The following is a 23,883-nucleotide window of genomic DNA, read 5'->3' as shown; positions in this document are numbered from 1 at the left end:
TACTTTTTTCGGTTTTGATCAGAAAGATCCGGGTACCGGACTTTAATGGGGGGAGTTAATCTAGTATCTGCTAAAAACTTTTTAAGTGAAGATTAAGCCTGAACGGCCAAAGAAAGTTTTCCTTCTTTTTCCATGGTTTCCCTATGGGCATGGCCCCAGTGCTCCAGTTGTTTCCAGATCGGCGCCAGCTGCCGGGCGCTCTCCGACAGGCGGTACTCCACTCTGACCGGCACTTCCGCATGGACGGTTCGGATCACGAGGCCGTTCTTTTCCAATTCCTGCAGGTGCAGCGTGAGCATGCGGTCGGAGACGTTCGGCAGGAGCTTCTTCAGCTCACTAAAACGCAAGGTCCTGCCGTCGAGTTTGTACAAAATGAGCAGCTTCCATCGTCCGCCTAAGATATCGACAGCGTAGACCATACCGCAGAAATCGATCAGCGTTTCGCGGTTGAGATTGTTGGTAGAGGTTGATTTACGTTTTCCCATGTTTTTTTACGCTTACATTTTTGTGTGCTCCGCACAATCGGCTGTGCCCTGCCACGGATAACCCATACGGCCATAATTTTGTTCGGCCCTTAAAAAAAACTGGAAACTATTATGAACATATTGATCGTCCTGGCACATCCCGAACCACAAAGTATGAACGCCGCCATGTTTACGACGGCAATTGAAACCCTCCGGGCGGCGGGTCATGAAGTGAAAACTTCCAACCTCTATGCTATGCGTTTCAATCCCGTATCCGACCAAGGCAATTTTACGAAGCTACAAAATACGACATTCTACAAACAGCAGTTGGAAGAACTTCACGCCACCGCGACGGGCAGCTTTGCCGCCGACATCGAGAGCGAGCAACAGAAAGTGGAGTGGTGCGATCTCATGATCTGGCAATTTCCACTTTGGTGGTTCAGCGTGCCGGGCATCCTGAAGGGTTGGGTTGATCGTGTTTTTGCGATGGGGCGTTTCTATGGCGAGGGCAGACTTTATGAACAAGGGGTATTCAAGAATAAAAAAGCCTTGCTTTCGCTAACGACGGGTGGTCGTGAAGAAGCGTATTTGAAAGGCGGGCTTCAGGGTGATATCCACAACATGCTCAAGCCCATCCACCGGGGTATGTTGCGGTTCACGGGGTTCCATGTATTGCGGCCGCAGATCATTTATGGCCCCGCCCGGCAATCGCCCGCCATGCGCGATCGGGAACTTGACCAGTGGAGGAACAGGCTGGTGGAAGTGTTCAATGAAGCCCCGGTAGAAATCGGAACCTATTGATACCGATAACTGACTTCTGAAAAAGTGGACTTACTCCCGCTTCAACACCTCGGCAGGATTTGACCGCGCCACCTTGAACGTCTGTGAGCCGACCATCAGAAAAGCAATGGTCATGACGGATAGAAACCCGATCACCATCTCAGGCCAGCCGATCGGATCGTGATAGACGAAGTTGGCTAACACCACCTTGTCGAAGAACAGATAGGTGACGGGAAGGGCAACGCCGGCAGCGATGCTGAGCAACAGGATAAATCCTTTGCTGAGCAGGAAGATCAATTTACTTTCGCTTGCACCCAACACCTTGCGTATGCTGATCTCTTTCAGCCGCGTCTCGGTCGTGAACACCACCATTCCAAACAGGCCCATCGACGAAATGCAAACGGCTAGAAACGCCAGGAAGCCGATCACCTTCAACATCATGGAAAACGCACCGTAGGCCTGCTCGATCTGGTCGTCATAAAACTTTGCGTCCAGCGGATGAACCTTGTCCACTTTTCGCCAAGCCGCTTCGATCCGAGCGCGTGTGGCCAGCAAGTCATGGTTGTTGATTTTTACGTTCACATAGCCATAGTTCGTATTTGCAAAATAACGGAAGGCCATGGGTTCGATACTGTCTTCTACCGTCTCGTAGTGAAAATCCTTTACCACACCCACGATCGTCAATTTATGGCCACCGATCGTCACTTCCTCGCCAATAGCTTTGGTCGGATCGCCGTTCGCAATGTTGAATCGCTTCAAGAGGCGTTCATTCACAATGGTCTCGCTTTCCACGGCGCCTTCCGGTTTTGGCGTGAAATTCTTCCCCGCTAGAAGCGTGTGGTGGTGAAGTGGCAAATACTGCTCGTTGATAATATTCAGCCATACATTGGCAGAGTCGTTCGTCTTTTCATACTTCAGGGGCAAGCCATAGATTTGCCCCAGGCTCATGACGATGAGCGACTGCGAGGCCGCTTCCACCTCGGGAATCTCCTTCAATTCTTTTATGACCACATCGGCCTTGTTTCCCTGGAGGTTGATGTTCAGAATGTTCTCCGTGGTGAACCCCAGATCAAACGCCAGAAAACTTTTGTACTGTTTGTAGCCCACCAGGGTTGACGTGATGAAGATCAACGAAAAAACGTATTGCACCACGATCAATCCTTTGCGCAGGTTCACATGGCGGAAGAGTTTCAGCGACGACGCATCCTTCAAGACTCTGTTGGGGTTGATTCGCGAGAATAGCAGCGCAGGAATGATCCCGGCCATGATGCCCACGGCGATCGCGAATGCAATAAAGCTGAGAACAATTCCGGGTGAAAGCTTTAGGTTCGCAAGATTTTCAATAAAACTATGGAGTGAAATGAATTGCGTCCGCAAAAACAAGAACAAAAGAAATGAGACCACCAGGGCCATCAATGAAATGATCACGGACTCCATCAGGAACTGTCCTGCTACATGACCTTTTCCGGCACCGATAATTTTGCGAATGCCTACTTCGCGTGAGCGCCTGAACGCCCGGGCCACGGAAAGATTTGTGTAGTTGAAGCATGCGGAGAGGATCACCACGCCGGCGAGTCCGGCCAGTGTCCATATCGCTGCTGCATTCATGACCGGTCCGATCTGATTAACCAGGCTTTTTCCGATCGCAATGTCAGCAAGAGGCTGAAGCGAAAGGGATATTTTTGAGTCGGGCAGATTTTTATTTTCGGCCGTGCTTATCTTATCGAGGCTGGTTTGCAAAACGGAGGGGTCGGTACCTTTTTGGAGGACCATGTAAACGTAGTTCATATAGATGCTGCCCCAGCTCATAAAACCTCCATCCGTATCCGGCTTTTGCAATTCTATGGTAGAAAACGAAGCGAGCGATTCAAAGCGCAGGTGCGACATTTTAGGAATATCTTTCAACACACCGGTGATAACATAATTGAGTGTATCCATTTTCACCGATCGGCCCAGCACATCGGTCACGCCGAATATTTTCTTGGCCGACTGCTCCGTCAACACCAAAGAGTAGGGCTCTTTCAGGGCCGTGGCGGGGTCGCCATAGAGTAAGGGAAAAGTAAAAACCTCAAAGAAAGATGCGTCGGCCCATAAACCTCCGATGGGCAAAGTAGCCTGGCCTACCGTAACATCACCACCAAACCCGCGGCGAAGAAGGGTGAGCGCTTCGATACCCGATACGGTTTCGTCGATCTTTTTTCCGGCGACCACGGAGGTTGATGCACAATCCATCGTACCGTTCGTAGTGATCAGGCGGTATATCCTATCCCGCCTTTCATGAAACATGTCATACGACATCAGGTCGGAAATGAAAACGATCACCACCAACCCCACCGACATGCTCACGGCAAGTCCGGCGATATTGATCGCAGAGAATAATTTATGCCGCACAATACTACGGCCAGAGGTTTTGATGTAGCTGCCGATCATGATCCACTGAATTAAAAGGTCTACAAAAGTTGGTTTACGAACCGTATACGATCTGAAAAACTTGAAAACATCGATGACGTAGATCAGCTTGGCCCTCCGTATCCCCTTTGATCCCGCATGCCGCTGAAAATATTCATTGAGATCACCTTCCAGATCCTCAACGATCTCGGGCCGGCAATACCAATGAAGCAGTCGCGTTGCCCAACGCGGTGGACGGATATCACCTGGCTTCATAGCGCCGCTATTTTAAATGAGACATTCGAAATATTGCTCATCCCCGGTTATTAATTACGTAAATGTATGTAAAATGGTTGGCCGGATCAGATATAAGCTGATTTTTATCTTTTAGCCCTGACCTAAGCAACGGTTGTGTGATTCGTCACTACCGCACGATAAAAAAAATGAACACCGACTACCAACTCCTGGCTCCTGGCTTCTGGCTCCTGACTCCTGACTCCTCCGTGTGTTTTTCACACATCACAATCCCCACCCCACCCCAATCCTCCCTTCAACCGTTGCCATAAAAATTATTCCTCCATCATCGTATCCCCACGTGTTTTTCCATCAAGATTCCTTTAAATTCATGTGAACCTGAAAATCCTGTCCCCACCTATGAAAACGCGTTACGGCCTTATCTTCCTGATCCCTCTACTTTCCATTCTTGTTCTACTGACCCGTTGTGCGGGAAAGAAAGCCCAGGCCGAAGCCATGGAATCCACGGCAGCACCACTCCCTCACCCGTTCGATCCCCTCGGCGAAAACGAGATCAGGACCGTGAAGCAAGTGCTGCTCGCAGAAAAGAAAATCGACACGACCTATCGTTTCTTTGTGATCAACCTGAAGGAACCGGCCAAGGCCGACATGCTAAACTACAAACCCGGCGATGCTTTTCAACGGCAGGCATTTGCTGTGCTGTATGATTGGAACACCAACAAGACCTTCGAAGCGGTGGTTGATCTCACGGCAAAAAAAGTAAAGTCATTCGAATACATGGCGGGTGTCACTGCCGGTGGAATGGCAGGCGATACGTTGGTAGATAAGCTTCTTAAAAGCGACGCGACGTGGATGGCGGGATTGAAAAAACGCAACATCCATCCCGACTCCATCAAAACTTCTTATGTGTTTGCCGGCGAGATGGGCATGGCGCCGGCCGATCATCGTGAAATGATCTGCACACCGCAATATATCAACAAGAAATATCATGAGCTTTTGATCGATGGGCTCGTGGCCTATGTGGACCTCACCACGCAAAAAGTTCTCAAAGTTTTGGATGATGGTGGTAAGGGATATTACAAACCGGAAGATATCGGCTATTTCGATCCTGCCGTGGACACCGTGATCGCTCCTAAAACAAAGCCACTGCAGATCAGCCAGCCGGAAGGAACAAGCTTCACCATCGAAGGCTACGAGATAAAAAGCAATAGTTGGACGTTCCGCGTGGGCATCGACAATCGCGAGGGGTTGGTGATACGCGATGCGAAGTTCAACGACAACGGCACACTCCGGCCGGTGCTTTACCGTGCTTCCGTAGCGGAGATGTATGTTCCCTACGGATCCACCGACATGACCCACGCTGCCTGGAACTACTACGACGTGGGAGCCTACCGCATGGGACAAGGCGATCCCAAAGTGATGAATGGTCTGAAGGCCGGGGCAGATGTTCCGATGAATTCAAAATTCCTGTCCACCTTCTTTCACGACGAGCGCGGTGAGCCCATGAAGCTCGACAGCGTGATCGCCGTGTATGAAGAATACGGAGGTCCCATCACCCGCCACGGCCGCTTCTCGCACGAAGCGCGCAATCTCGTGGTCAAATATTTTACGCGGGTGTGGAACTATGACTATGGCTTGAAATGGATCTTTCACGAAGACGGCACCATCGATCTCAAAGCAGAGCTCACGGGCATTGTCGGCATCAAGGGCGTGAACCGCACCAGCGATCTGCCCGGAGGACCCGACGAAACCTTTAATGGAAATTATTACGGCACCCTCGTCGCGCCCCACGTGGAAGCCGTGAATCACCAGCACTTCTTTTCATTCCGGCTGGACCTGGATGTCGACGGAACCGAGAACCTGGTAGAAGAGATGAACACCGTGGCCGTGCCGCCGTCGAAGACAAATCCCTATGGCAATGCCTTTGCAAAACAGACCTCGCTGATCCGGAACGAAGGAGAAGGCCAACGCAACCTGAACCCGTCCAGCAATCGTCACTGGATGATCGCCGACTCCAAAACGGTGAACGCGTTGGGACAAATGAAAAGTTACATGATCATGCCAGGCTCCAACGCCATGCCGTATGCAGGAACCGGCTCGGGCCCAAGAAAGATGGCCGACTTCCTGGAGCGCCAGGTTTGGGTGACAGCCTACAAGGAAAATGAAGCACACCCCGCAGGCGAGTATCCTAACTCAAGAGCCATAAAAGACGGCATCACCCAATGGACAAGCGACAAGGAAGATCTCGTGGGTAAAGATGTCGTGCTCTGGTATAACCTGGGCATCACCCACGTCGTGCGACCCGAGGAATGGCCCATTATGAACACGCATACCCTGGGCTTCACGTTGGCACCTTTTGGGTTTTTCGAAAGCAATCCGATCATCGGAAGCAAACCTTCAAAGGCAAAAGCCGCCGTTGCGAAAGGGATAAAAGTTCCTCCCGACGTTTCGCTTTGCGTTCCTTTGCCCGGCGACAAAGCGCAGCCGGTGGTGGTGAAGCGCTAGGAATTAAATTTTCCGACCAGTTTCTTTCCGGCGGCTGCATCTAAAAGGATCTCGCAGTTGGGATGAAGCTGCACAACCGAGGCCGGTATGTCCGTTGTGACGGGGCCGAGAATGGCTTGCTCAATAATGTCGGCCTTGTGTGCGCCTTTGGCCACCAGGATAAGTTTACGCGTGTACATAATATTTTTTATGCCACGGGTCAATCCTCCCAACACGGTTTCGAGCGGCACTTGGGTTTCGCGGCGCACGCGCGCTTCAAAGTCGGGATCCATGGGCGACACCCACGTCTCGCTTTCAAAGGGAGTGCCCGGCTGATTAATGCCGATATGCCCGTTGGCACCGATGCCCAGCATTTGAAGATCGGCGCCACCGCGCTCGGCCAGCCGTTGTTCGAACAGTCGCGCCTCCGCTTCAAAATCATCCGACATCGTAGGGGGCATGATAAAATTTTCGTCCGGGATGCCCAGGGGGCCGGCGAGTTGATTCAGGATCATGGTGTAGCAACTGCCTGCATATTCGCGCGGAAGATTGGTGAGTTCGTCCACATTGAAAAGTGTGATGCGCGACACATCGAAGGGATATTGTTTGTGAATGGCCGAGACCACGGCGTGCATGTTGATGGTGGTTTGCCCGGTGGACAAGCCGATCACAGCGTTAGGCTTCTCCAGCATTTGGGCAATGATGCGCCATGCGGCAGTGACGTCAAATTCGTGTTCGTCTTTCGTGATCGTGATCTTCATGATACTGAATTTTGAAAAGTGCTTTATAAATTCTTCAACTCCTCTTTAAAAAATGTCTCGATCGCGGCGGCGGCCTCGGTTTCATCTTCGCCTTCCACGATCAGCGTAACGGTGTCGCCACCCTTTAGCGCCAGCGACAGGATGTTCAACATGCTATTGAGCTTCACCGTCTTCTCACCTTTTTTCAGGCTGGTGATCGACTTGTATTTTTTGGCCAGCCGGATCAGGTTGGTCGCCGGGCGGGCATGGAGGCCTTCGGCCGAGGTGATCAGGTAATCGTGTGTTATCATTGTTTCGTTACTGCTTGTAGATATTGGGTAATCTCGGAAGCGCTGCGCATCGACATCGCCTTTCGGCATATTTCCTGGGCGGCGGTGATGCTGGTGTTCAGGATCAGGTTCTTTACGTACGGGATCGACGCTGCACTCATCGAAAATTCCCTCAAGCCCATCCCCAAAAGCAATAGCGTCGCCGTTACATCGCCGGCCATCTCGCCGCACATGCCCATGTGATGATGGTGCTTGTTTCCTTGTTCGATCACATTTTGGATCAGCCGCAGCACACCGGGGTTGAAAGGATCGTACAGATGTTTCACCTGTTCATTCATCCGGTCCACCGCCAGCGTATATTGGCAAAGATCGTTTGTGCCGATGCTAAAGAAGTCAACCTCGCGCGCCAAGAGATCAGCCATGACGGCCGCCGAGGGGATTTCGATCATGATGCCCACCTCGATCGCCGCGTTGAAGGGCGTGGCCGTCGATCGCAGCGCTGCTTTCACATTCTCTAAGATGGCTTTCGCTTGTTCTATTTCAGAAACGTTGCTGATCATGGGGAACATGATCTTCAGATCGCCGAACGCACTGGCGCGAAGAATGGCCCGTAGTTGCGTGACAAAAATATCTTGCCGGTCCAGGCAGATGCGAATGGCGCGATAGCCCAGGAAAGGATTTTGTTCAGCGGGCAAATGAAGATAGGGCAGGGGCTTGTCGCCACCGATATCGAGCGTTCGCACGATGACGGGTTTTTGCTTGGCTTGCAGCGCTGCGTTTTTATAGAACTCAAATTGCTCTTCTTCGCTTGGCAGCGTCGTGCGGCCCATGAAAAGCAGCTCCGTGCGAAGCAGTCCACTCCCCTCTGCGCCAAAGGCAAAGGATGCTTCCAGGTCTGCAGCATTCGAAATGTTGGCCATCAATTTGACACGCACGCCGTCGGTAGTTACGGCTACGGTGTCCTTCAAAGCGCCTAAGGCATTTGCCTGACTAGTGAATTCTTTTTTCTTCGCTGTGTATTCATGCAGCATTTCGGGCGTCGGGTTCACCACCAACGCGCCCTCGCCACCATCGACAATGAGGATATCGTTGTTCTTTACGGATGCGAGTGCGTCGCCACATCCCACTACCGCCGGTATACCCCTGGCCTTTGCCACGATAGCGGCATGCGACGTTTTGCCTCCGGTTCGTGTCACCAGCCCGATCACTTTGGTGATGTCCACGGAAAGGATATCCATTGGGGTGATGTCTTCACCGACAAGCACGGTGTTTTCGGCCACGATAAGATCGCTGGGTTTCAGCGTGGGATCGAGTTCCATCAGAATCCGGTTGCCGGCTTCTTCCACGTCCATCGCCCGCTCGCGGAGATAGGCGTCGTCCAGATTGTGCAAGGTGGTCACAGCGGCGGCGATCACTTCCATCACCGCATCGTTGGCGTTTCTGTGTTCCGAAGTAATCTTTTCGACTACGTCGGAGATGATCTGTTCGTCCTGGAGCAATTCGATCTGGATCTCCAGCACTTCGGTGGAGCCATCGTCAGCAGGAAGCGTATCGATCACCGCTTTCACTTCCGCTACAGCCGAGGTCACTGCCTGTTCGAATCGCTGTACTTCCTGTTGTACATCACTTTCGCCCTGCAGGATCACACCGGTGAGCCGCGGCTGTTTTTTTTCCACGACCACTGCCTTTCCTATTGCGATACCCGGTGAAGCGCCGATGCCTTTCATGTAGTTATTGGATTAAGCCAGAATGTGGAGGATACTGCCCAAAAATCCAGCGACCAGCAAACCGAGTAACAACCACGTGGGCTTCATGTTTTTCTTTACAAAGTAAAACGTGAGAAAGGTAAGCCCCAGCGGGATGATGTTGGGCACGATCTGATCCAGTATGGATTGCAGGGTGGTGGCCGTGTCGTCGCTGCCTAAGGTGATGGGCGTGGTAATGTTCATCAGCGTGGCCGTCATCGCGCCGATGACCATGAGTCCGAGGATGGAGGAGCCTACCGTGAGCTTGTCCATCACATTGGTCTTGGCCAGGTTTTGGAGGAAGCGTGTGCCGGTGTTGTAGCCGATGAACGTGAGCTGGTAGCGCAGCACTAAATGCGGCACATTAAAGATCAGCAAAAACAAGATCGGCCCCAGCACATTCCCTTTGATGGCCAGCGAGGCGCCCACGCCGGCAGCGATAACTTTAAACGTACCCCAGAACAACGAATCGAACACGCCGGCCAACGGTCCCATGAGACCGGTCTTCACGGCGTTGATGGACTCTTCATCAAAATCTTCCGACTTACTTTTCCGCGCTTCCATCGCTGCGGTGATGCCAAGGATCAATGTTGAGCCATACGGACTCGTGTTGAAAAATTGCAGGTGACGCGTTAAGGCGGCCGACATGCTTTGCTTGGTGGTGTATAATTTTTTCAACACGGGAATCATGGAAAAAGCAAACCCACTGTTTTGCCAGGTCTCGAAATTGAAATTGGCTTCTAACGCCAGCGACCGGAAAAATAAACTTCGTATGGTTTTCTTTGGAAGTTCAGGCGCAGGCTCAACGGGACTTTCGCCTTCGTCGGCATCATCGTCTGTGGGAGCAGACTTGTGGGTGATGTCGGTAATGATGAGCGCGACGATCACCCCCAACGCACCGATGGCGATGACCGGAAGCTTCAAATAGCTCGTCAGCACAAATCCGAGGAAGAAATACGGAGCCACCTTTTTATTGAACATCAGGTTGAGTAACAAAGCAAAGCCAAGGGCAGGCAGCATGTTGGCGGCGACCTTTAGTCCGTCGTTTACCCAAGGAGGAATGCTGTCGAGAAATGATTTCATCACATCAGCTCCTAACAGAAGGGCGGTGAACGTGATAACTCCCATCAGCAATGGTTTTAATATCCCCGATAGCACGTGCAGCCGTTGTAGTTTTTGATAATCGCCTTCTTCCGCGTAGACGGTAAAGCGTTTGTTGAATACGGCCCGGAACACAAACAACCCGCTGATGGCCATCTCGGCCAGTATGGAGATGGGCACCGCCAAAGCCATGGCAATGGAAGGTCCTTTGCCTGATATAATCGCGAAGGCCGTACTCAACACACCGCCCGTGATCACATCGGGCGGAATCGCTGCGCCCACTTTGATGTTGCCCATAAAGATGAGCTCCAGCGTGGCCCCGATAACCACACCTTGCGAAAGATCACCCAACACCAAACCGACCAGCGGCCCCAACACCAGTGGCCGGCTGAGCAACGTGGTACCGAGAAAATCTTCGGAATGGCCAAACATGGCGATGAGCGTGATGAGGATGAAGGAGACGAGCACGACGGGATATTTAAGAGGTGATTTTTTTTGTTATTTATTTATCGAGTAGACTCTCCACCTTCTGCTTGCTATCCGTCGGCACTTGTCGTATTTCGAGTTCTATGTTTTTTTGAAGCATCTCTTGCAGCACGGGCACGTCGTCGTCGGTGATGGCAATGGCTTTTGAGATCAGCCGGGAGCCGGCCTTGCCGCGGATACCACCGAAGTTTATGGAGGTGATGGCCGGTACACCGGCGGCCAGCGTGGCGGCGTCTTTTATGCTGTTGATCAGGATGAGCACATTCGCCTTGCCGTTCTTTTCGTCATTCAAAAAGACAATGGCATCGGCCAGCGTTTTGATCACCAGTTTTGTGTTGGCGGGCTTGGCGAGGTTCAGCGTCATTTTCTGAAATTCGTCTTTGGCCACTTTGTCGTTGGCCACCAGCAGGCAATCGACACCGAGCGCCGGCACCCAAGTGAAGGCTACCTGTCCGTGTACCAGCCGGTCGTCTATTCTTGTGAGTTTGATCATGATGCTTCTTCTTCGTTAGCGTTGGCCATGAGTTTGGTGACGTAGGCGATCTGTTCCCGGGCGTTGACGATGGCCGCCTCGATCACTTCCGCAGCGGGTGTCTCTGCATCGGCCATCAGCACCTCGATCAACAGCGCTAGGTTGAATCCCGACACCACGTGAACCGGGTGGCCTTGCGTGTGGCGCAGGACTTGGTTGGTGATGCTGCCGCCAAGCAAATCGGTGAATACGATCAACTCGTCGTGGGGCTGCAAGTCTTTCAATATCTTTTCAAGATCGCCTTCAATGCCTTTGTTTTCTTCTACATAAGCTTCGATCAAGAACACATTGTCGGTCGCGCCGATAATAATGTCCAACGAAGACTTTATGCCCGTGGCGAAACGGCCGTGGGTGGCGATGAGGAATTTTCGTGTCGTATGTTCCATGGGTGATTCAGGTGTGTGCGGTGTGCGTTGTGTCTGATGTGCGTTGTGCTCTGGTGGGTGTGACGTGTCCCATGAGACAATGCATCAATAAAAATGGAATGTTTTTCGTGACAATTTTTGCCACTTGTCAAAATAATTGAAATTGAATGCAAATCATTGGAAATCAAAAAAGAAAAATTTACACCCTCTATATAACTTTGGTTATGAAGCATGCTCTATCTCTCGTCATCAGCAGTAACCGCTGGTTGTGGTCAGCCCTGGTTCTTCTATCCCTCCTGGTAGCTCATCCAACAAACGCCCAGGAACAATCAAAAATTAAAGTACTGGTTGTGGGCTCCAACGACCCCTACCACAACGCAATGGTGAAAGCCGCACAGCCGTTCTTTAAAGGACTAGCGGAACAAAATAATTTCGACGTCGACTTCACGCGCGATGCGGCAGCGATCACCGAAGAGAACCTGGCCCGCTACCAGGTCTTTATTCAACTGCACCTGGCGCCGTTTGATCTGACCGAACCCCAGCAGTTTGCCATCCAGCAATTCATGTCCAAAGGCAAAGGCTGGATTGGGGTGCACGCTGCCGGTCTCACGGGCACACGGTTTCTGAAGCCCGGCGAAACCTATTGGCAATGGTTTGAACAACTCATGGGCCAAGTGATCTATTCGCCACACCCTCCCCTGCAACAGGGAACGGTGGTGGTAGAAGACCGCAACCACCCCGTGACGCGCAACCTGCCGGCTACCTTTTCGATCCGCGACGAATGGTACGAATTCGACAAAAGCCCACGCCCTAATGTGCATGTGCTGGCCACTGCGGACGAATCCACCTATAAGCCCGCCAAACCCATGGGCGATCACCCCATCATTTGGACCAACCCGGACTATGACCGCGCACTCTATATTGGTATCGGTCACGACTCCACTACGTGTGCCAACGCCGATTTTGCCATCCTCATTCGCGACGCTATAAAATGGTCGGCATCGGAAATCGAAAACAAGGCCCAACACAACCTCGACGAGTCCCTCGGGCAACCGGTGACTGTTCTGGCGAATCAAGTGGCTTATTCAACCGAAGCCCCGAAAGGCGCCATCGTAAGAAGTCACAAACCGCTGCCTGAAAACATGACGTTCAACCTCATCGGTGCCCTGACATTAAAACCCGTTTATTCCGGCAAACTGCAAAAGGCCGAACAAGTAACCGACTGGCAGCCCGGCATCTGGTACAGCCGCATCGATTTCTCGGATTTTAACACACCGGGATATTACAAACTACAAGTGGAAGCCGATGGCAAACCGTATGCATCCTACGCATTCACGATCGGCGAGAAAGCACTGAGTAAAATTGCTTTACCCGCCATCGCCAATTTCTTTTATCATCAACGCGCGAGCTCTCCCGAGGAAGCCGGGGCAGACAAACACATCGTGCTCTATGGCAGCACCAAGACCGTCGACCTTTCCGGGGGATGGGCCGATGCGTCCGGCGATGTGAGCAAATATTTCTCGCACCTGGCCTACACGAATTTTATGTCACCCCAACAAATACCAATGGTAGACTGGTCGATGATCAACACCGTGGACCGGATCCCCGAGCTGCTGGACCAGACCGGTTCCAAAGAAGCACTGACAACGGAAGCGCTATATGGCGCCGACTACATTATGAGGTCCCTGTCGCCGGAAGGATATTTTTATATGACGGTGTTCACGTATTTCGACAAAGATCCCAATGCGCGCCGGGTAGTGGGGCTGCTGGCCGACAGCAAAACCACCGCTGACTATCAGTGCGCATACCGCGAGGGTGGTGGCATGGCCGTAGCTGCATTGGCCCGCATCTCGCGCTGGCATCGCGACGGCGCCTTCACCTCACAACAATACCTGGATGCTGCCGAGCGTGCCTTTGCTCACCTTCAAAAGTTCAGCACCCGCTATGCCGACGACGGCAAGGACAATGTCATCGACGACTACTGCGCCCTGATGGCCGCCACGGAACTCTGGATCGCTACGGGCAAAACCGCATATCAAACGGAAGCCCGCAAGCGCGCCGGCAACCTGAGCAAACGCCTTTCCCCGAAAGGCTACTTCATTGCAAACGATACGAACCGTCCCTTCTGGCACGCCGCCGATGCCGGACTGCCCGTGATCGCATTGGCCCGCTACCTGGATGTAGAGACCAATGCTGCCGACCGGAACAAAGCATTGGCGACGATAAAGAAAGCGTTGGACTACAATTTGTCGGTCACGCACGAGGTAACGAATCCCTTCGGATATCCACGCCAAAGTTTCTTGTATAAAGGCAAAGTGCAGAACGGCTTCTTCATCCCCCACGAAAACGAAAGTGGCTGGTGGTGGCAAGGCGAGGATGCGCGACTGGGCTCGCTCGCTGCCGCGATGCTGGTGGGTGGACGACTGGTCTATCCCGATAAAGGACCACTCGGCGTGAAGCCCGAACTTGCCACGTATGCCTCCAACCTCGTATCATGGGTGTTGGGAAGCAATCCGTATAACATCTGCATGATGTACGGCTATGGCAAAAATAATGTCCCCTACATGGCGGCCATGTATGGCCATGGTTCCGGGCGCGGAGGTATTTCAAACGGCATCTCCGGAAAGGATGGAAAAGGCGATGGCTCGGGCATCGATTTTAAAATGGAAGACAACGGCAACGAATGGCGGTGGAGTGAACAATGGATCCCGCACTCCGGCTGGTTCCTGGCGGCCGTGACGGCGATGTCTTCAAAATAGACTTGTGATTATTTCCGATCGGAGGGAAGTATCTCTTTTAAGAGGGTTAAAAAAAAGAAAAGCTGATGTCGGGAAGACACCAGCCTTTTTTACTGATCACTAAACCTTCAGTACACTATTTTGCTCACGCTGGTGATCACGGAGGCGAGGCGCACGGCCTCGAAGATCCGTTCTTCCTTGGCGCCCAGTTCGATGAGCGATGCTTCGTGCGCTTTCACACACATTTCGCATCCGTTCACCGCGCTAACGGCCAGGCTCATCAGCTCGAAAAATTCCTTGCCGCCCACGGGCCGTCCCATGATGTTCATCTTGATGCGTGCAGGGATCTCGTTGTATTTTTCCTTGTTCACGAAATGACGGAACCGGTAAAACACGTTGTTGGCACTCAACAAGGAAGCACAACCCACGGCTTCTGCAATCTCTTCGGCCGAAGCGCCCTCTTGCTGGGCGTTGACGGCGAAGAACGTGCGCAGGATAGCATTCCCTGCATTCACTGACAGCGCAACCCCTAACACGGCGATCTCCTTCTTCGTGAGGACCTCGCTTTCGAACGAGTTTTTAAAATTGATCTTCAGATCGGCCAGGTAGCGCGACTTGCCATTTTCCAGCAGGTCGAGGGCCTGGGTTTCGTAGTCCTTGCCCAGCTTCAGAAATTCCAGGAACTCCTGTGTGCTTTCGGAATACGTTGTTGCGGTTGATTCCATGATGATGTCGTTATAACTGTGAAAATGAATGAGAAAGAAACTCTAAACGGAGACTACACCTTCAACGTTTCTTTTCCTTTTTCCCAGTTGCAAGGGCAGAGCTCGTCGGTTTGGAGCGCGTCCAGCACGCGGATCACTTCTTTCACGTTGCGGCCTACGTTGAGGTCGTAAACGCTTACCCAACGCACGATGCCCTGCGGGTCGATGATGAACGTGGCGCGGTAGGCGATCTTTTCGTTCGGTTCCAGGATGCCAAGGTCTTCCGCCAATGATTTGGACGTGTCGGCCAACATGGGGAATTTCAGGTCGCGGAGATCGTCGTGATTTTTTCTCCAGGCCAGGTGAACGAATTCAGAATCGGTGGAGGCGCCGATGAGGCTGGCGTTACGATCGCGGAACTCGCCAAAATTTTTGTTGAACTCGGCGATCTCGGTAGGACATACGAAGGTAAAATCCTTGGGCCACCAGAAAAGCACCGTCCAGCGACCTTCTTCATTCAACAGGTCTTCGGAGGAGATATCGAAAAATTCTTTTCCCTTTTCGAGGGAAACTACAGCGGATTTCTTGAATGCGGGAAAGGGTTGTCCAATGGATAAAATGCCTTTTGTCATAAGTTTGTCTAGAGTTAAACGTTGTTAGTGATTGAATTTTCCGCAATGATACGATAGGATGAGTTATAAATTATATCGATATTTGTTATTGTAGTATTAATTTTATCTATGACAACGTTTTCGATATACGCCGCAATCGTATGAACCTCCAGCAACTCGAATACATCATCGCTCTCGACATCCATCGCAACCATGTGAAGGCTGCCGAACACTGCCACGTGACCCAACCCACGCTGAGCATGATGGTGAAAAAACTCGAAGACGAACTCGACGTCAAGATCTTCGACAAGAGCCAGCCCCTGAAGCCGACGCCCGCCGGCGAGATGATCGTTTCGCGCGCGCGCCAGATCCTGCAAGACATCAAGAACCTGAAAGAATTTATCCGCAACGAAAAAGACTCGATCGAAGGCGAGTTCAGGTTGGGCGTGATCCCCACGCTGGCCCCCTACCTGTTGCCCCGCTTCCTGAACGAGTTCCTGGAAAAAAATCCCGGCACGTCATTCACCGTCATGGAGTTGCAAACCCAGGAGATCATCCGTCTCCTGAAAACCAACCGCCTCGACATCGCCATCCTCGTCACCCCCCTCGACGACAAAGAGATCCGCGAACTCCCCGTCTTCTACGAACCCATTTTGCTTTACACCTCCGAAGGCCTCAAATATTACCAGCAAGACAAAGTGAACCTCAAGTCGCTCACCTACGACAACCTGCTGATGCTGGAAGAGGGCCACTGCTTCCGCGGCCAGGTAGAAAATCTGTGCTCCGCCAAAGGCAAAAAGGTGCACCACCAACTCAACTACCAAAGCGGTTCCTTCGAAACCCTCAAAGCGATGGTCGACAACAACTACGGCTACACGCTCATCCCCGAGCTCTCCGTAAACGTAAAAAGCAAACACGTCAAACACTTCACCTCCCCCGAACCCGTCCGCGAAGTGAGCCTCGCCGTACACCAGGGCTTCGTCAAAGAAATGCTCCTCTCCAAACTCCGCGACGCCATCCTAAAATCCATCCCCGCCCACTTCAAGAAAAACGAAAAGTATATCCGCGTTCGTTGGAATTGATTTTCTCCACTTCGAGATGAATGGTCTGAACGTTCTGTGGGATAGTACGTTCTGGAGCGCAGATTTCTTCGTGCATTTCATAGCTCCGCTCTGGGGCCCCCGCGGCCCGGGAGCGGGGCTATGAAATGTGCCAAAAAATTGACGCACAAAAAACGACTATCCCACAAAACGCTCAGCCCACAACGGCAGAACAAAAAGAACCCAAACAACCCTTAAAAAGCCAAACTTTCAATAACTATTGAAAGTTCCAAAACTTTTAATACCTTTATCCGTATGAAATACACAGAAGCCAAAGAGGAACTCATCCAGGCCTGGGGAAATCTCGGGTATAGCTGGGGACTCAACAAAACCATGGCCCAGATCCACGCCTTGCTGATGGTATCACCCAAAGCCCTTTCAACCGAAGAGATCATGCAAGACCTCTCGATCTCCCGGGGAAACGCCAACATGAACATCCGCGCGTTGCTGGATTGGGGTATCATCGCCAGAATATCAGTGGCGGGCGAGCGCAAAGAGTTTTTCAAGTCGGAAAAAAATGTCTGGGCGCTGGCACGGCAGGTGGCCAAGGAAAGAAGGAAACGTGAACTCGAGCCCATTCTGAAAGTGCTCAAAGAAGTGAACGATGTTCAGACCGACGGCTCGGAGGAATCAAAGGAATTCAAAAAAGTAGTGAAAGAGCTGAAGAACTTCGCCGAAAAATCCGATGGCCTCTTGGAGACGTTTATCCGGTCGGAAGAAAGCTGGTTCTGGAATACGGTGTTGAAAATGATGAAGTAGCATTAAAACTTTTTGCATATGAAACTTCAACCGGCACTGGCGGATCTCCTCCGCCAGGCATACTCCGCAGAAAAGGCGGCAGCGTTTGCCTACCATGGCCACGCGGGCTCTGTAAAAAATGACGCCGAGAAAGCGGCCATCCATCAGATCGAGATCGATGAGTGGAACCATCGCCAGGAAGTGCTGGCCATCATGGGCTTGTACGGCATCAAACCTTCACGCTGGTACGAGATCCGGTTTCATGTTGTCGGAAAAATAATTTCAGGAAGCTGCTACGTCATCGGATGGTTCATGCCTTTTTATTTTGCGGGCAGGCTCGAGAGCGGCAATGTGTGCGAATACTTCCGAATGAAACAGTACTTCAATGCGATCGGCATCCACGAGCACGACCATGTGCTTTATGAGATGGGGATAAAAGAGAAGGAACACGAAGTATACTTTGGCGATCAGATCAAGGATAACCGCTTGCTTCCTTTTTTTGAAAGGCTTTTTGGCTGGAGCCGTGCGAGCAGCTTCAACAACATCGATCTCGACCACAAGTACCCGGTGGAGAAATCCGATCCATACTGTCAAAAATAAATTTTTTTATAACAATGTTTCAATAATTCCTGAAAATACAATACATATAATATTATGAAATACGTCGATTTAGCCATACAAACCCTCCTCTTCGTTTTCGCGCTGGCGTTGCTGATACTTTTTTTTGACAACGGAGAACAGTGGTATTTTGTCGTTCTTTATGCGCAAATCCTATTGGGCCCATGGCAATTGTTAGGTTCCTTGACGTCGATTCTTTTAAAGACAAGACACTATCGGCTAAAGATTGTACACCAGGTCCTTTCCTGGATCGTACTGCTCGTGCTCTATATAGTCGCGCGCAACACCGGCCAGATGCCCCATCCCGCGTTGTTGATCCTGGTCCCCTGGATGCTGGCCTCCTATTATTACCTGATCACCTGGAATGAAGTCATCAGCAAACGAACCCAAGGCAAATTTCTTCCTCACCTCAGTTTTTAAGTGAAACAGCCATGAAAACACTAAGAGATCATATCAACCTGCCATATGCACCCATCTTCAATGTGCCGTACCGTATTGCCTATCTGGTCTTCACCTGGCTAGTGACCAGCCTGATCCTGAATGCCTACACGCAACTGCTAAGCCCACTCGTGCCCGCGAGCCATTTGACACGGGAGTTGAGCATATGCGGAGGACAAATTCTGTTTCAAAGTGTCGTGGCTATCCTGGCGAATAAGAACAAAGCACTGGCCTATTTGTGCAATATGATGACGATATCTTTTGTTGGAGCGTTGTTGTTGCTGCCGGGCTTGATATTTACGCACGGCACGTATTCTGCTGAAGGCCACCTGGCCTGGTTCATGATCGTGGTGGGCATGATGTTCTTGGCGCATATACAACGCGTGAAACTTTTGGAAATGCCTTGGTATATGTCCCTGACTTGGGTTTTGTATCGGGTTATGGTACTTTGGATCATTCTATAATAATATATATGAATAAGATAGTTCTTGCCGGAGGCAGTGGTTATTTGGGTTCCGTTCTGGCCCGTTATTTTAGTGCACAAGCAAAAGAAGTAGTTATCCTAAGCCGGAGAAGTCAACCCGACGCAGGCAATATCCGAACCGTGGTATGGGATGCCAAGCACCTGGCCGATATATGGGCGCGCGAACTGGACGGCGCCGACTTGCTGATCAACCTCACGGGAAAAAATGTGAACTGCCGTTACACCCCCGAGAACAAAAAAGAAATACTCGATTCCCGTTTAGATTCCACGCGTGTGCTGGGAGAAGCCGTCCGCCGGGCCGCTGTGCCACCCCGCGTTTGGATCCAGAGTGCATCGGCCACCATCTATCGCCATGCCGAAGATCGTCCCATGGATGAAGCCACCGGCGAGATGGGTGAAGGATTTTCGGTTGATGTTTGTCGAGCGTGGGAAAAGATCTTCTGGGAACAAGACACACCGGCTACACGAAAGGTACTGTTGCGCGTGGGTATTGTGTTGGGCATGAGCGATGGCGCTTTTCCTCGTCTGCTCAACCTGGTGCGTGCTGGTTTAGGAGGTAAGCAGGGCAACGGACATCAATACATCACCTGGATCCATGAAGACGATGTAGCCGCCATCATGCACTGGCTCTACGATCACGAAACACTGCAAGGCACCTTCAATGTGACCTCCCCCACGCCTGTGGTCAATGCAGACTTCATGCGCACGTTGCGGGAGGTTTGTAAAGTGCCGTTTGGCTTGCCTTCACCGGTTTGGCTGCTGAAACTTGGCGCTGTTTTTATAGGTACGGAGACGGAGCTGATTCTTAAAAGCCGTCGTGTCGTTCCTGCCCGGCTCTTGGCTGCCGGCTATCAGTTCAAATATTCCGCCCTACCGCTGGCCCTTAGAAGCATAGTAGCAAAGTCTTAGGCTTTCATGCGTTGCGAGGTTTTTAGCCTTCATTGTATGCAGCTATTATTGCGGCGCGGATAGACTCAAAAAATCGGCAAAAAATGACGCTGTCGGCCTATTGCTGCTATTAATCTCTTCTGAAATGCCAAAAAAGCCCCACTCCCGTGCGGCTTTTTTTATTTGCCCGAAAATCTGTAAATCTGGTTGTAACCATTTATTAACCTACCGGTAACTAACACGAAAATTGACAAAAAGCACAGAGTTGATGACAGACGAAATGATCATGGAGGCCGTAAAAAACGGTGATCTTCAGCAGGCATCGACGCTTTTTGAGCGCTATAACAAGCGCATCTTCAATTTTCTGGCCCGGTTGGCGATGGACCGCGCCCTGGCCGAAGACCTGACCCAGAACGTTTTTTTGCGGATCATCAAATACCGGGGCAGCTATAAAGAAGGAGCCCGGTTTCAATCGTGGATCTACCAGGTGGCCCGCAATGTTTTTTCGGATCACTACCAGGCGCATAAAAACAAGTACTCCGATTTTGTAGACGTGGAAAAACTGAAAGACAACATGCCCGAAACGGAAGACGAACCTTGGGAAGAAAAAGAGAAGTTGCTCCACCGTTCCATGGCCATGCTGCCCGACGAACAACGCGAGCTGTTGGTGCTCACGCGCTTCCAACACATGAAGTATGAGGAGGTGGCGCAGATCATGAACACCACCGTGGCCAACATCAAAGTGAAAGTGCACCGCGCCGTGGCCAAGCTTCGCGAATATTATTTTGAACTGGAGAAAAATTGAACGGATCCCCGCGATCCCCAAGACGATATGGAAAAGGAAAAATTGGAAAGCCTGCTCATTGACTACATCGACGGAAAACTTTCCGACGAGGAGAGAAAGAACGTGGAGCAGGAATTGGTTCGCAATGCAGAAGCCTTTACGCTTTACGAACAACTCAAGGAAGTGATCCAGGCCATGAACAACGCGGCGCGCCTGGAACCGTCGGATCACCTGAAGGTGGCCTTCGACAAGATGTTGCAGGAAGAGATGGGCAAACAGAAAACCGGTAAGACCGTGTTCTTTCAGCCCGCGCTCTATAGAGTGGCCGCCGCGGTATTGCTGTTGGTTTTGGGTGGAGGCATCGGCTTCTGGATCAGCAAACAACAACAACAGGCCGCAGAGATCACCAAGATGAAAGAGGAGATGGATCGCACCAAGCAATTGCTGATCGGCATGCTGGACAATCAAAATTCGGCAAGCAAACGCGTGGAGGGCGCAACGGTAGCCTACAAAAGTGTTGTCAAGGCCGACGACGAGATCGTGAATGCCCTGGTGAAAGCCATGAACGACGATCCGAACACGAACGTGCGCATGGCGGCCCTGGAAGCGTTGCGCAAATTCCAACATCAGCCGTATGTGCGCAAGATGTTAGTTGCCTCGCTGAGCACACAAAAAGATCCCATGGTGCAGATCGCTTTGATCCGCCTCATGGTGGAAATGAAAGAGAAAGGCGTGACAGAAGAATTGCAACGCATCACCACCGAAGAAGGCGTGTTGCCCGCAGTGAAAGACGAAGCCCACATCGGGTTGATGAGGCTCTCCTAGAGGAAGAAAAAGAAGTGAAAGCATAGTAGTAAATCAAATACGTATACGTAAGTCACACCCACACCAGCACTATTATCGAGTAGCACTTTAAATACAGTCGAAACAAACAAACAAAACGAAAACAAGCATCTGCAATGAGAAAGATAATGACAACGATCGCCCTGGTAATAACAACCTTGGGGTATATCCAGGCACAGGAATTCAAAATAGCGAAGAGTACTGGCCGGTTGGAAATCAAAGAATTGAATAACGTGGACATTGAAGGATACTCCGGTAACGAGATCATCTTCACCTCCCGAAGCGGCAAACGCGACGCCGACGATCGTGCCAAGGGTCTGCGCGCCATCAACGCCATGGGATTGGAAGACAACACCGGACTCGGCCTGTCGGTGGTCGACAAGAATGGTGTGATCGAGGTACAGCAAATGAAACGCATGGACGGCCCCGACATCACCATCAAAGTGCCCAAAGGCGTAACGGTTTCCTTCACCCACACTTCGCCCCACGGCAGCGAGGTGAACATCAAAGACGTCGAGGGCGAGATCGAGATCTCCACGGTTCACAACGGTATCAACCTGACCAACGTGACAGGCCCCATGACCATCAATACGGTCCATGGCAACATCGAAGGTTCGCTCAGCGCTACGCTGAAGAATCCTATCTCCATCGTATCCGTGCATGGCCACGTAGACCTCGCACTGCCCACCACGGTGAAGGCTTCGGTGAAAATGAGCACGGTGTACGGGGAAATCTTTGTTGACCCCGAGTTCAAGGTGGATGCGACCACGGCCGGCGGTCTCAATAAATACAGCAGCGACACCGTGACGGCCAAAATAAACGGCGGGGGAGTAGACATTACCCTGTCTTCCACACACAACAACGTGTATCTCCGGAAGAAATAACTTGAACTGTACTCCCCCGAATGGGCTTGCCTCGCGGCAGGGCGGGGGAGTACGGCTTCTAAAAATCTAACGCTATGAAAAGAAACAGGCTAGGGATTTTGATCGCGCTGGTGATGCCGCTAACAAACTTCGCGCAAACCGCCATCAACAAGACGGTGGAGGCAAAACCAGGACAGCAAGTGGTGCTGCACTTCGACTACCCCGAAATGGTGCGCGTGAGCACTTGGGATAAAAACGAGATCAGCGTGCAGGGCACAGTGAGCATCAACTACGGAGAGAACGACGATGCGTTCGAGCTGCTCACTTCGGTTTCCGGAAACACGATCTCGATCCGGAACGAGATCAAGAACATGAAGAGCCTTCCTCACCGCATCACCATCGTGGACGGCGCTAACAAAATTGTTTTCAAGAACAAAGAAGAACTGCACAAGTATGAGCAGGAGCATGGCCGGGGTGGATTTGACCGGATGTCGTATGGACTGGATATGGATATTGTGGTGGAAATCAAGGTGCCGCGAAATTTCCAGACCCGTGTCGAGTCCGTTTATGGCATGGTGGAGATCAAGGACTTCACCGGACCGCTCACGGTAGACGCCATCTATGGCGGAGTGGATGCGGCGTTGACCGAGCGCGCCACGGGTGAGGTGGCCGCCACAACAAACTACGGTGAGATCTACACCAACTTCGACGCCAAGTTCGGCTCGGAAGGTTTCAAGCAAGGCGACTTCCACACCTATGTCGTGGCCAAGCCTGGCACCGGACCGAAATATGAGTTCGATTCCAAATATGGTAACGTCTACATCCGGAAAGCGGTGCAATAAGTAGAACAAACGATTTAGAGAATGTCCCTGCGCGTGGTCGAGACCGTGCGCAGGGATTTTTTTTGTGCGTTGTTTTTGATCGGTGCGCGGTCATGCCATCGGCGCTCTATTATATTATTGTTAATTGCGCGAAAATGTTTTTCCTCGCGCATTGTCGTTGGATCATTTTCATAATTTTGCATCGTTGATAAAATTTTTTTGAGAGAAAATAAAAATCTACCAATTTGATAGACATTTAAAATTTTCGTTTTACTTTTGTCCCGTTGTCGCGCAAGAAAGGCAACATCGAACGAGTAAGGATGAATATGTTTTAGGCATTGCTGATAGAAAGCAATATTTTTTTGACATCATTTCCCACCAAAGTGAAGCTGGAAATTTAAGAAATGCTGCGAGGCATGTGCTTGTCTATTGGCCATGAAAAGTGAATCTCAAAATGAAATTGGTTGGCAACCCATATATGCGTACAATTTTCTGGTTGTAGTTAGGGTAAAGGGATGAGGGATTCAAACTCTGGTACAGTCTGAATTACCTCTCCCTTTCGTTTTCCATACGAAATAAAAGCACTCATTAACCTAAACTGGTTAAATCCCTTTTATGGAGCC

Annotated in this window: 23 protein-coding genes; 13 read left to right on the top strand and 10 right to left on the bottom strand. The window is 51.2% G+C overall.

Annotated features, from left to right (window positions below; all coding sequences use genetic code 11):
- Positions 1 to 92: 92 nt before the first annotated feature.
- Entirely contained in the window at positions 93 to 485 is a 393-nt protein-coding gene (locus tag D4L85_RS04695; RefSeq protein WP_119753225.1) for a winged helix-turn-helix transcriptional regulator, read from the bottom strand.
- 111 nt (positions 486 to 596) lie between these two features.
- Here D4L85_RS04695 and D4L85_RS04690 point away from each other — a divergent pair, with 111 nt between their 5' ends.
- Positions 597 to 1,265, top strand: coding sequence for an NAD(P)H-dependent oxidoreductase (locus D4L85_RS04690; RefSeq protein ID WP_119753224.1), 669 nt, complete (start codon positions 597 to 599; stop codon positions 1,263 to 1,265).
- A gap of 30 nt (positions 1,266 to 1,295) precedes the next feature.
- Here the strand turns inward: D4L85_RS04690 and D4L85_RS04685 are convergent, their stop codons facing one another.
- A complete protein-coding gene (locus D4L85_RS04685) occupies positions 1,296 to 3,908 on the bottom strand; it encodes an ABC transporter permease (RefSeq protein WP_228450775.1) in 2,613 nt (870 codons plus the stop codon).
- Between the two features lie 378 nt (positions 3,909 to 4,286).
- On the opposite strand from D4L85_RS04685, the gene D4L85_RS04680 reads away from it, so the two are divergent.
- Positions 4,287 to 6,392 carry a copper amine oxidase gene (locus tag D4L85_RS04680; protein WP_119753222.1) on the top strand — a complete coding sequence of 702 codons (2,106 nt, stop codon included), beginning with the start codon at positions 4,287 to 4,289 and terminating at the stop codon, positions 6,390 to 6,392.
- Here the strand turns inward: D4L85_RS04680 and D4L85_RS04675 are convergent.
- From D4L85_RS04675 to D4L85_RS04650, 6 genes are read right to left on the bottom strand one after another with little or no spacing between them, the layout of a single operon-like run.
- Positions 6,389 to 7,132, bottom strand: coding sequence for a 6-phosphogluconolactonase (locus tag D4L85_RS04675; protein WP_119753221.1), 744 nt, complete (start codon positions 7,130 to 7,132; stop codon positions 6,389 to 6,391). The genes D4L85_RS04680 and D4L85_RS04675 overlap by 4 nt on opposite strands.
- A 23-nt stretch (positions 7,133 to 7,155) precedes the next feature.
- Positions 7,156 to 7,422, bottom strand: a complete 267-nt coding sequence (locus tag D4L85_RS04670) for an HPr family phosphocarrier protein (RefSeq protein WP_119753220.1) — start codon at positions 7,420 to 7,422, stop codon at positions 7,156 to 7,158.
- The gene (gene ptsP / locus D4L85_RS04665; RefSeq protein WP_119753219.1) at positions 7,419 to 9,128 is read right to left on the bottom strand and encodes a phosphoenolpyruvate--protein phosphotransferase; all 1,710 of its coding nucleotides are present in this window, start codon (positions 9,126 to 9,128) and stop codon (positions 7,419 to 7,421) included. Before ptsP ends, D4L85_RS04670 begins: the two co-directional genes overlap by 4 nt.
- A gap of 12 nt (positions 9,129 to 9,140) precedes the next feature.
- Complete coding sequence (locus D4L85_RS34695) at positions 9,141 to 10,715, bottom strand: PTS system mannose/fructose/sorbose family transporter subunit IID (RefSeq protein WP_119753218.1); 1,575 nt, start codon at positions 10,713 to 10,715, stop codon at positions 9,141 to 9,143.
- Between the two features lie 34 nt (positions 10,716 to 10,749).
- The gene (locus D4L85_RS04655; protein ID WP_119753217.1) at positions 10,750 to 11,226 is read right to left on the bottom strand and encodes a PTS sugar transporter subunit IIB; all 477 of its coding nucleotides are present in this window, start codon (positions 11,224 to 11,226) and stop codon (positions 10,750 to 10,752) included.
- The gene (locus tag D4L85_RS04650) at positions 11,223 to 11,651 is read right to left on the bottom strand and encodes a PTS sugar transporter subunit IIA (protein ID WP_119753216.1); all 429 of its coding nucleotides are present in this window, start codon (positions 11,649 to 11,651) and stop codon (positions 11,223 to 11,225) included. The genes D4L85_RS04655 and D4L85_RS04650 overlap by 4 nt, the downstream gene beginning before the upstream one ends.
- Positions 11,652 to 11,854: 203 nt before the next feature.
- Here D4L85_RS04650 and D4L85_RS04645 point away from each other — a divergent pair, with 203 nt between their 5' ends.
- A complete protein-coding gene (locus tag D4L85_RS04645) occupies positions 11,855 to 14,389 on the top strand; it encodes a ThuA domain-containing protein (RefSeq protein ID WP_160143539.1) in 2,535 nt (844 codons plus the stop codon).
- Positions 14,390 to 14,496: 107 nt separating this feature from the next.
- Here D4L85_RS04645 and D4L85_RS04640 read toward each other — a convergent pair whose 3' ends face one another.
- Together D4L85_RS04640 and D4L85_RS04635 are read right to left on the bottom strand one after the other, a co-directional pair.
- Positions 14,497 to 15,093 (bottom strand): carboxymuconolactone decarboxylase family protein, encoded by a 597-nt coding sequence (locus tag D4L85_RS04640; protein WP_119753214.1) that lies wholly within the window; start codon positions 15,091 to 15,093, stop codon positions 14,497 to 14,499.
- A gap of 53 nt (positions 15,094 to 15,146) precedes the next feature.
- Positions 15,147 to 15,704 (bottom strand): peroxiredoxin, encoded by a 558-nt coding sequence (locus tag D4L85_RS04635; RefSeq protein ID WP_119753213.1) that lies wholly within the window; start codon positions 15,702 to 15,704, stop codon positions 15,147 to 15,149.
- A gap of 140 nt (positions 15,705 to 15,844) precedes the next feature.
- Between D4L85_RS04635 and D4L85_RS04630 the strand changes: the two genes are divergently transcribed.
- The 10 genes from D4L85_RS04630 (at position 15,845) to D4L85_RS04585 (ending at position 23,281) form a co-directional block, all read left to right on the top strand.
- Positions 15,845 to 16,765 (top strand): hydrogen peroxide-inducible genes activator, encoded by a 921-nt coding sequence (locus tag D4L85_RS04630; RefSeq protein ID WP_073142098.1) that lies wholly within the window; start codon positions 15,845 to 15,847, stop codon positions 16,763 to 16,765.
- Between the two features lie 273 nt (positions 16,766 to 17,038).
- Positions 17,039 to 17,542, top strand: a complete 504-nt coding sequence (locus D4L85_RS04625; RefSeq protein ID WP_073142100.1) for a GbsR/MarR family transcriptional regulator — start codon at positions 17,039 to 17,041, stop codon at positions 17,540 to 17,542.
- Positions 17,543 to 17,560: 18 nt separating this feature from the next.
- Positions 17,561 to 18,121, top strand: coding sequence for a ferritin-like domain-containing protein (locus tag D4L85_RS04620; RefSeq protein ID WP_119753212.1), 561 nt, complete (start codon positions 17,561 to 17,563; stop codon positions 18,119 to 18,121).
- A 54-nt stretch (positions 18,122 to 18,175) separates the two neighbouring features.
- Positions 18,176 to 18,559: a hypothetical protein gene (locus tag D4L85_RS04615; RefSeq protein ID WP_119753211.1), complete on the top strand. Its 384-nt coding sequence runs from the start codon at positions 18,176 to 18,178 to the stop codon at positions 18,557 to 18,559.
- Positions 18,560 to 18,570: 11 nt separating this feature from the next.
- Complete coding sequence (locus D4L85_RS04610; RefSeq protein WP_119753210.1) at positions 18,571 to 19,041, top strand: hypothetical protein; 471 nt, start codon at positions 18,571 to 18,573, stop codon at positions 19,039 to 19,041.
- Between the two features lie 8 nt (positions 19,042 to 19,049).
- A complete protein-coding gene (locus D4L85_RS04605) occupies positions 19,050 to 19,970 on the top strand; it encodes a TIGR01777 family oxidoreductase (RefSeq protein WP_228450774.1) in 921 nt (306 codons plus the stop codon).
- A gap of 247 nt (positions 19,971 to 20,217) precedes the next feature.
- Positions 20,218 to 20,754, top strand: a complete 537-nt coding sequence (locus D4L85_RS04600) for an RNA polymerase sigma factor (protein ID WP_119758657.1) — start codon at positions 20,218 to 20,220, stop codon at positions 20,752 to 20,754.
- A 27-nt stretch (positions 20,755 to 20,781) separates the two neighbouring features.
- The gene (locus tag D4L85_RS04595; protein WP_119753209.1) at positions 20,782 to 21,558 is read left to right on the top strand and encodes a HEAT repeat domain-containing protein; all 777 of its coding nucleotides are present in this window, start codon (positions 20,782 to 20,784) and stop codon (positions 21,556 to 21,558) included.
- A 134-nt stretch (positions 21,559 to 21,692) separates the two neighbouring features.
- Entirely contained in the window at positions 21,693 to 22,460 is a 768-nt protein-coding gene (locus tag D4L85_RS04590) for a DUF4097 family beta strand repeat-containing protein (protein ID WP_160143538.1), read from the top strand.
- 74 nt (positions 22,461 to 22,534) lie between these two features.
- Positions 22,535 to 23,281, top strand: coding sequence for a hypothetical protein (locus D4L85_RS04585; RefSeq protein WP_160143537.1), 747 nt, complete (start codon positions 22,535 to 22,537; stop codon positions 23,279 to 23,281).
- The last annotated feature ends 602 nt before the right edge of the window (positions 23,282 to 23,883 follow it).

The organism is Chryseolinea soli, from assembly GCF_003589925.1.
GTDB lineage: Bacteria > Bacteroidota > Bacteroidia > Cytophagales > Cyclobacteriaceae > Chryseolinea > Chryseolinea soli.
Note: the sequence above shows the minus strand (reverse complement) of the source record. Positions and strands in the feature narration are given on the sequence as shown.

Bases quoted from the DNA above. Each gene is read 5' to 3' on its own strand.
- D4L85_RS04685 (WP_228450775.1), bottom strand. From the start codon at position 3,908: ATGAAGCCAGGTGATATCCGTCCACCGCGTTGGGCAACGCGACTGCTT.
- D4L85_RS04625 (WP_073142100.1), top strand. From the start codon at position 17,039: ATGAAATACACAGAAGCCAAAGAGGAACTCATCCAGGCCTGGGGAAAT.
- D4L85_RS04650 (WP_119753216.1), bottom strand. From the start codon at position 11,651: ATGGAACATACGACACGAAAATTCCTCATCGCCACCCACGGCCGTTTC.
- D4L85_RS04680 (WP_119753222.1), top strand. From the start codon at position 4,287: ATGAAAACGCGTTACGGCCTTATCTTCCTGATCCCTCTACTTTCCATT.
- D4L85_RS04605 (WP_228450774.1), top strand. From the start codon at position 19,050: ATGAATAAGATAGTTCTTGCCGGAGGCAGTGGTTATTTGGGTTCCGTT.
- D4L85_RS04695 (WP_119753225.1), bottom strand. From the start codon at position 485: ATGGGAAAACGTAAATCAACCTCTACCAACAATCTCAACCGCGAAACG.
- D4L85_RS04675 (WP_119753221.1), bottom strand. From the start codon at position 7,132: ATGAAGATCACGATCACGAAAGACGAACACGAATTTGACGTCACTGCC.
- D4L85_RS04600 (WP_119758657.1), top strand. From the start codon at position 20,218: ATGACAGACGAAATGATCATGGAGGCCGTAAAAAACGGTGATCTTCAG.
- D4L85_RS04630 (WP_073142098.1), top strand. From the start codon at position 15,845: ATGAACCTCCAGCAACTCGAATACATCATCGCTCTCGACATCCATCGC.
- ptsP (WP_119753219.1), bottom strand. From the start codon at position 9,128: ATGAAAGGCATCGGCGCTTCACCGGGTATCGCAATAGGAAAGGCAGTG.
- D4L85_RS04645 (WP_160143539.1), top strand. From the start codon at position 11,855: ATGAAGCATGCTCTATCTCTCGTCATCAGCAGTAACCGCTGGTTGTGG.
- D4L85_RS04590 (WP_160143538.1), top strand. From the start codon at position 21,693: ATGAGAAAGATAATGACAACGATCGCCCTGGTAATAACAACCTTGGGG.
- D4L85_RS04610 (WP_119753210.1), top strand. From the start codon at position 18,571: ATGAAAACACTAAGAGATCATATCAACCTGCCATATGCACCCATCTTC.
- D4L85_RS04615 (WP_119753211.1), top strand. From the start codon at position 18,176: ATGAAATACGTCGATTTAGCCATACAAACCCTCCTCTTCGTTTTCGCG.
- D4L85_RS04690 (WP_119753224.1), top strand. From the start codon at position 597: ATGAACATATTGATCGTCCTGGCACATCCCGAACCACAAAGTATGAAC.
- D4L85_RS04635 (WP_119753213.1), bottom strand. From the start codon at position 15,704: ATGACAAAAGGCATTTTATCCATTGGACAACCCTTTCCCGCATTCAAG.
- D4L85_RS04655 (WP_119753217.1), bottom strand. From the start codon at position 11,226: ATGATCAAACTCACAAGAATAGACGACCGGCTGGTACACGGACAGGTA.
- D4L85_RS04640 (WP_119753214.1), bottom strand. From the start codon at position 15,093: ATGGAATCAACCGCAACAACGTATTCCGAAAGCACACAGGAGTTCCTG.
- D4L85_RS04620 (WP_119753212.1), top strand. From the start codon at position 17,561: ATGAAACTTCAACCGGCACTGGCGGATCTCCTCCGCCAGGCATACTCC.
- D4L85_RS04670 (WP_119753220.1), bottom strand. From the start codon at position 7,422: ATGATAACACACGATTACCTGATCACCTCGGCCGAAGGCCTCCATGCC.
- D4L85_RS04595 (WP_119753209.1), top strand. From the start codon at position 20,782: ATGGAAAAGGAAAAATTGGAAAGCCTGCTCATTGACTACATCGACGGA.
- D4L85_RS04585 (WP_160143537.1), top strand. From the start codon at position 22,535: ATGAAAAGAAACAGGCTAGGGATTTTGATCGCGCTGGTGATGCCGCTA.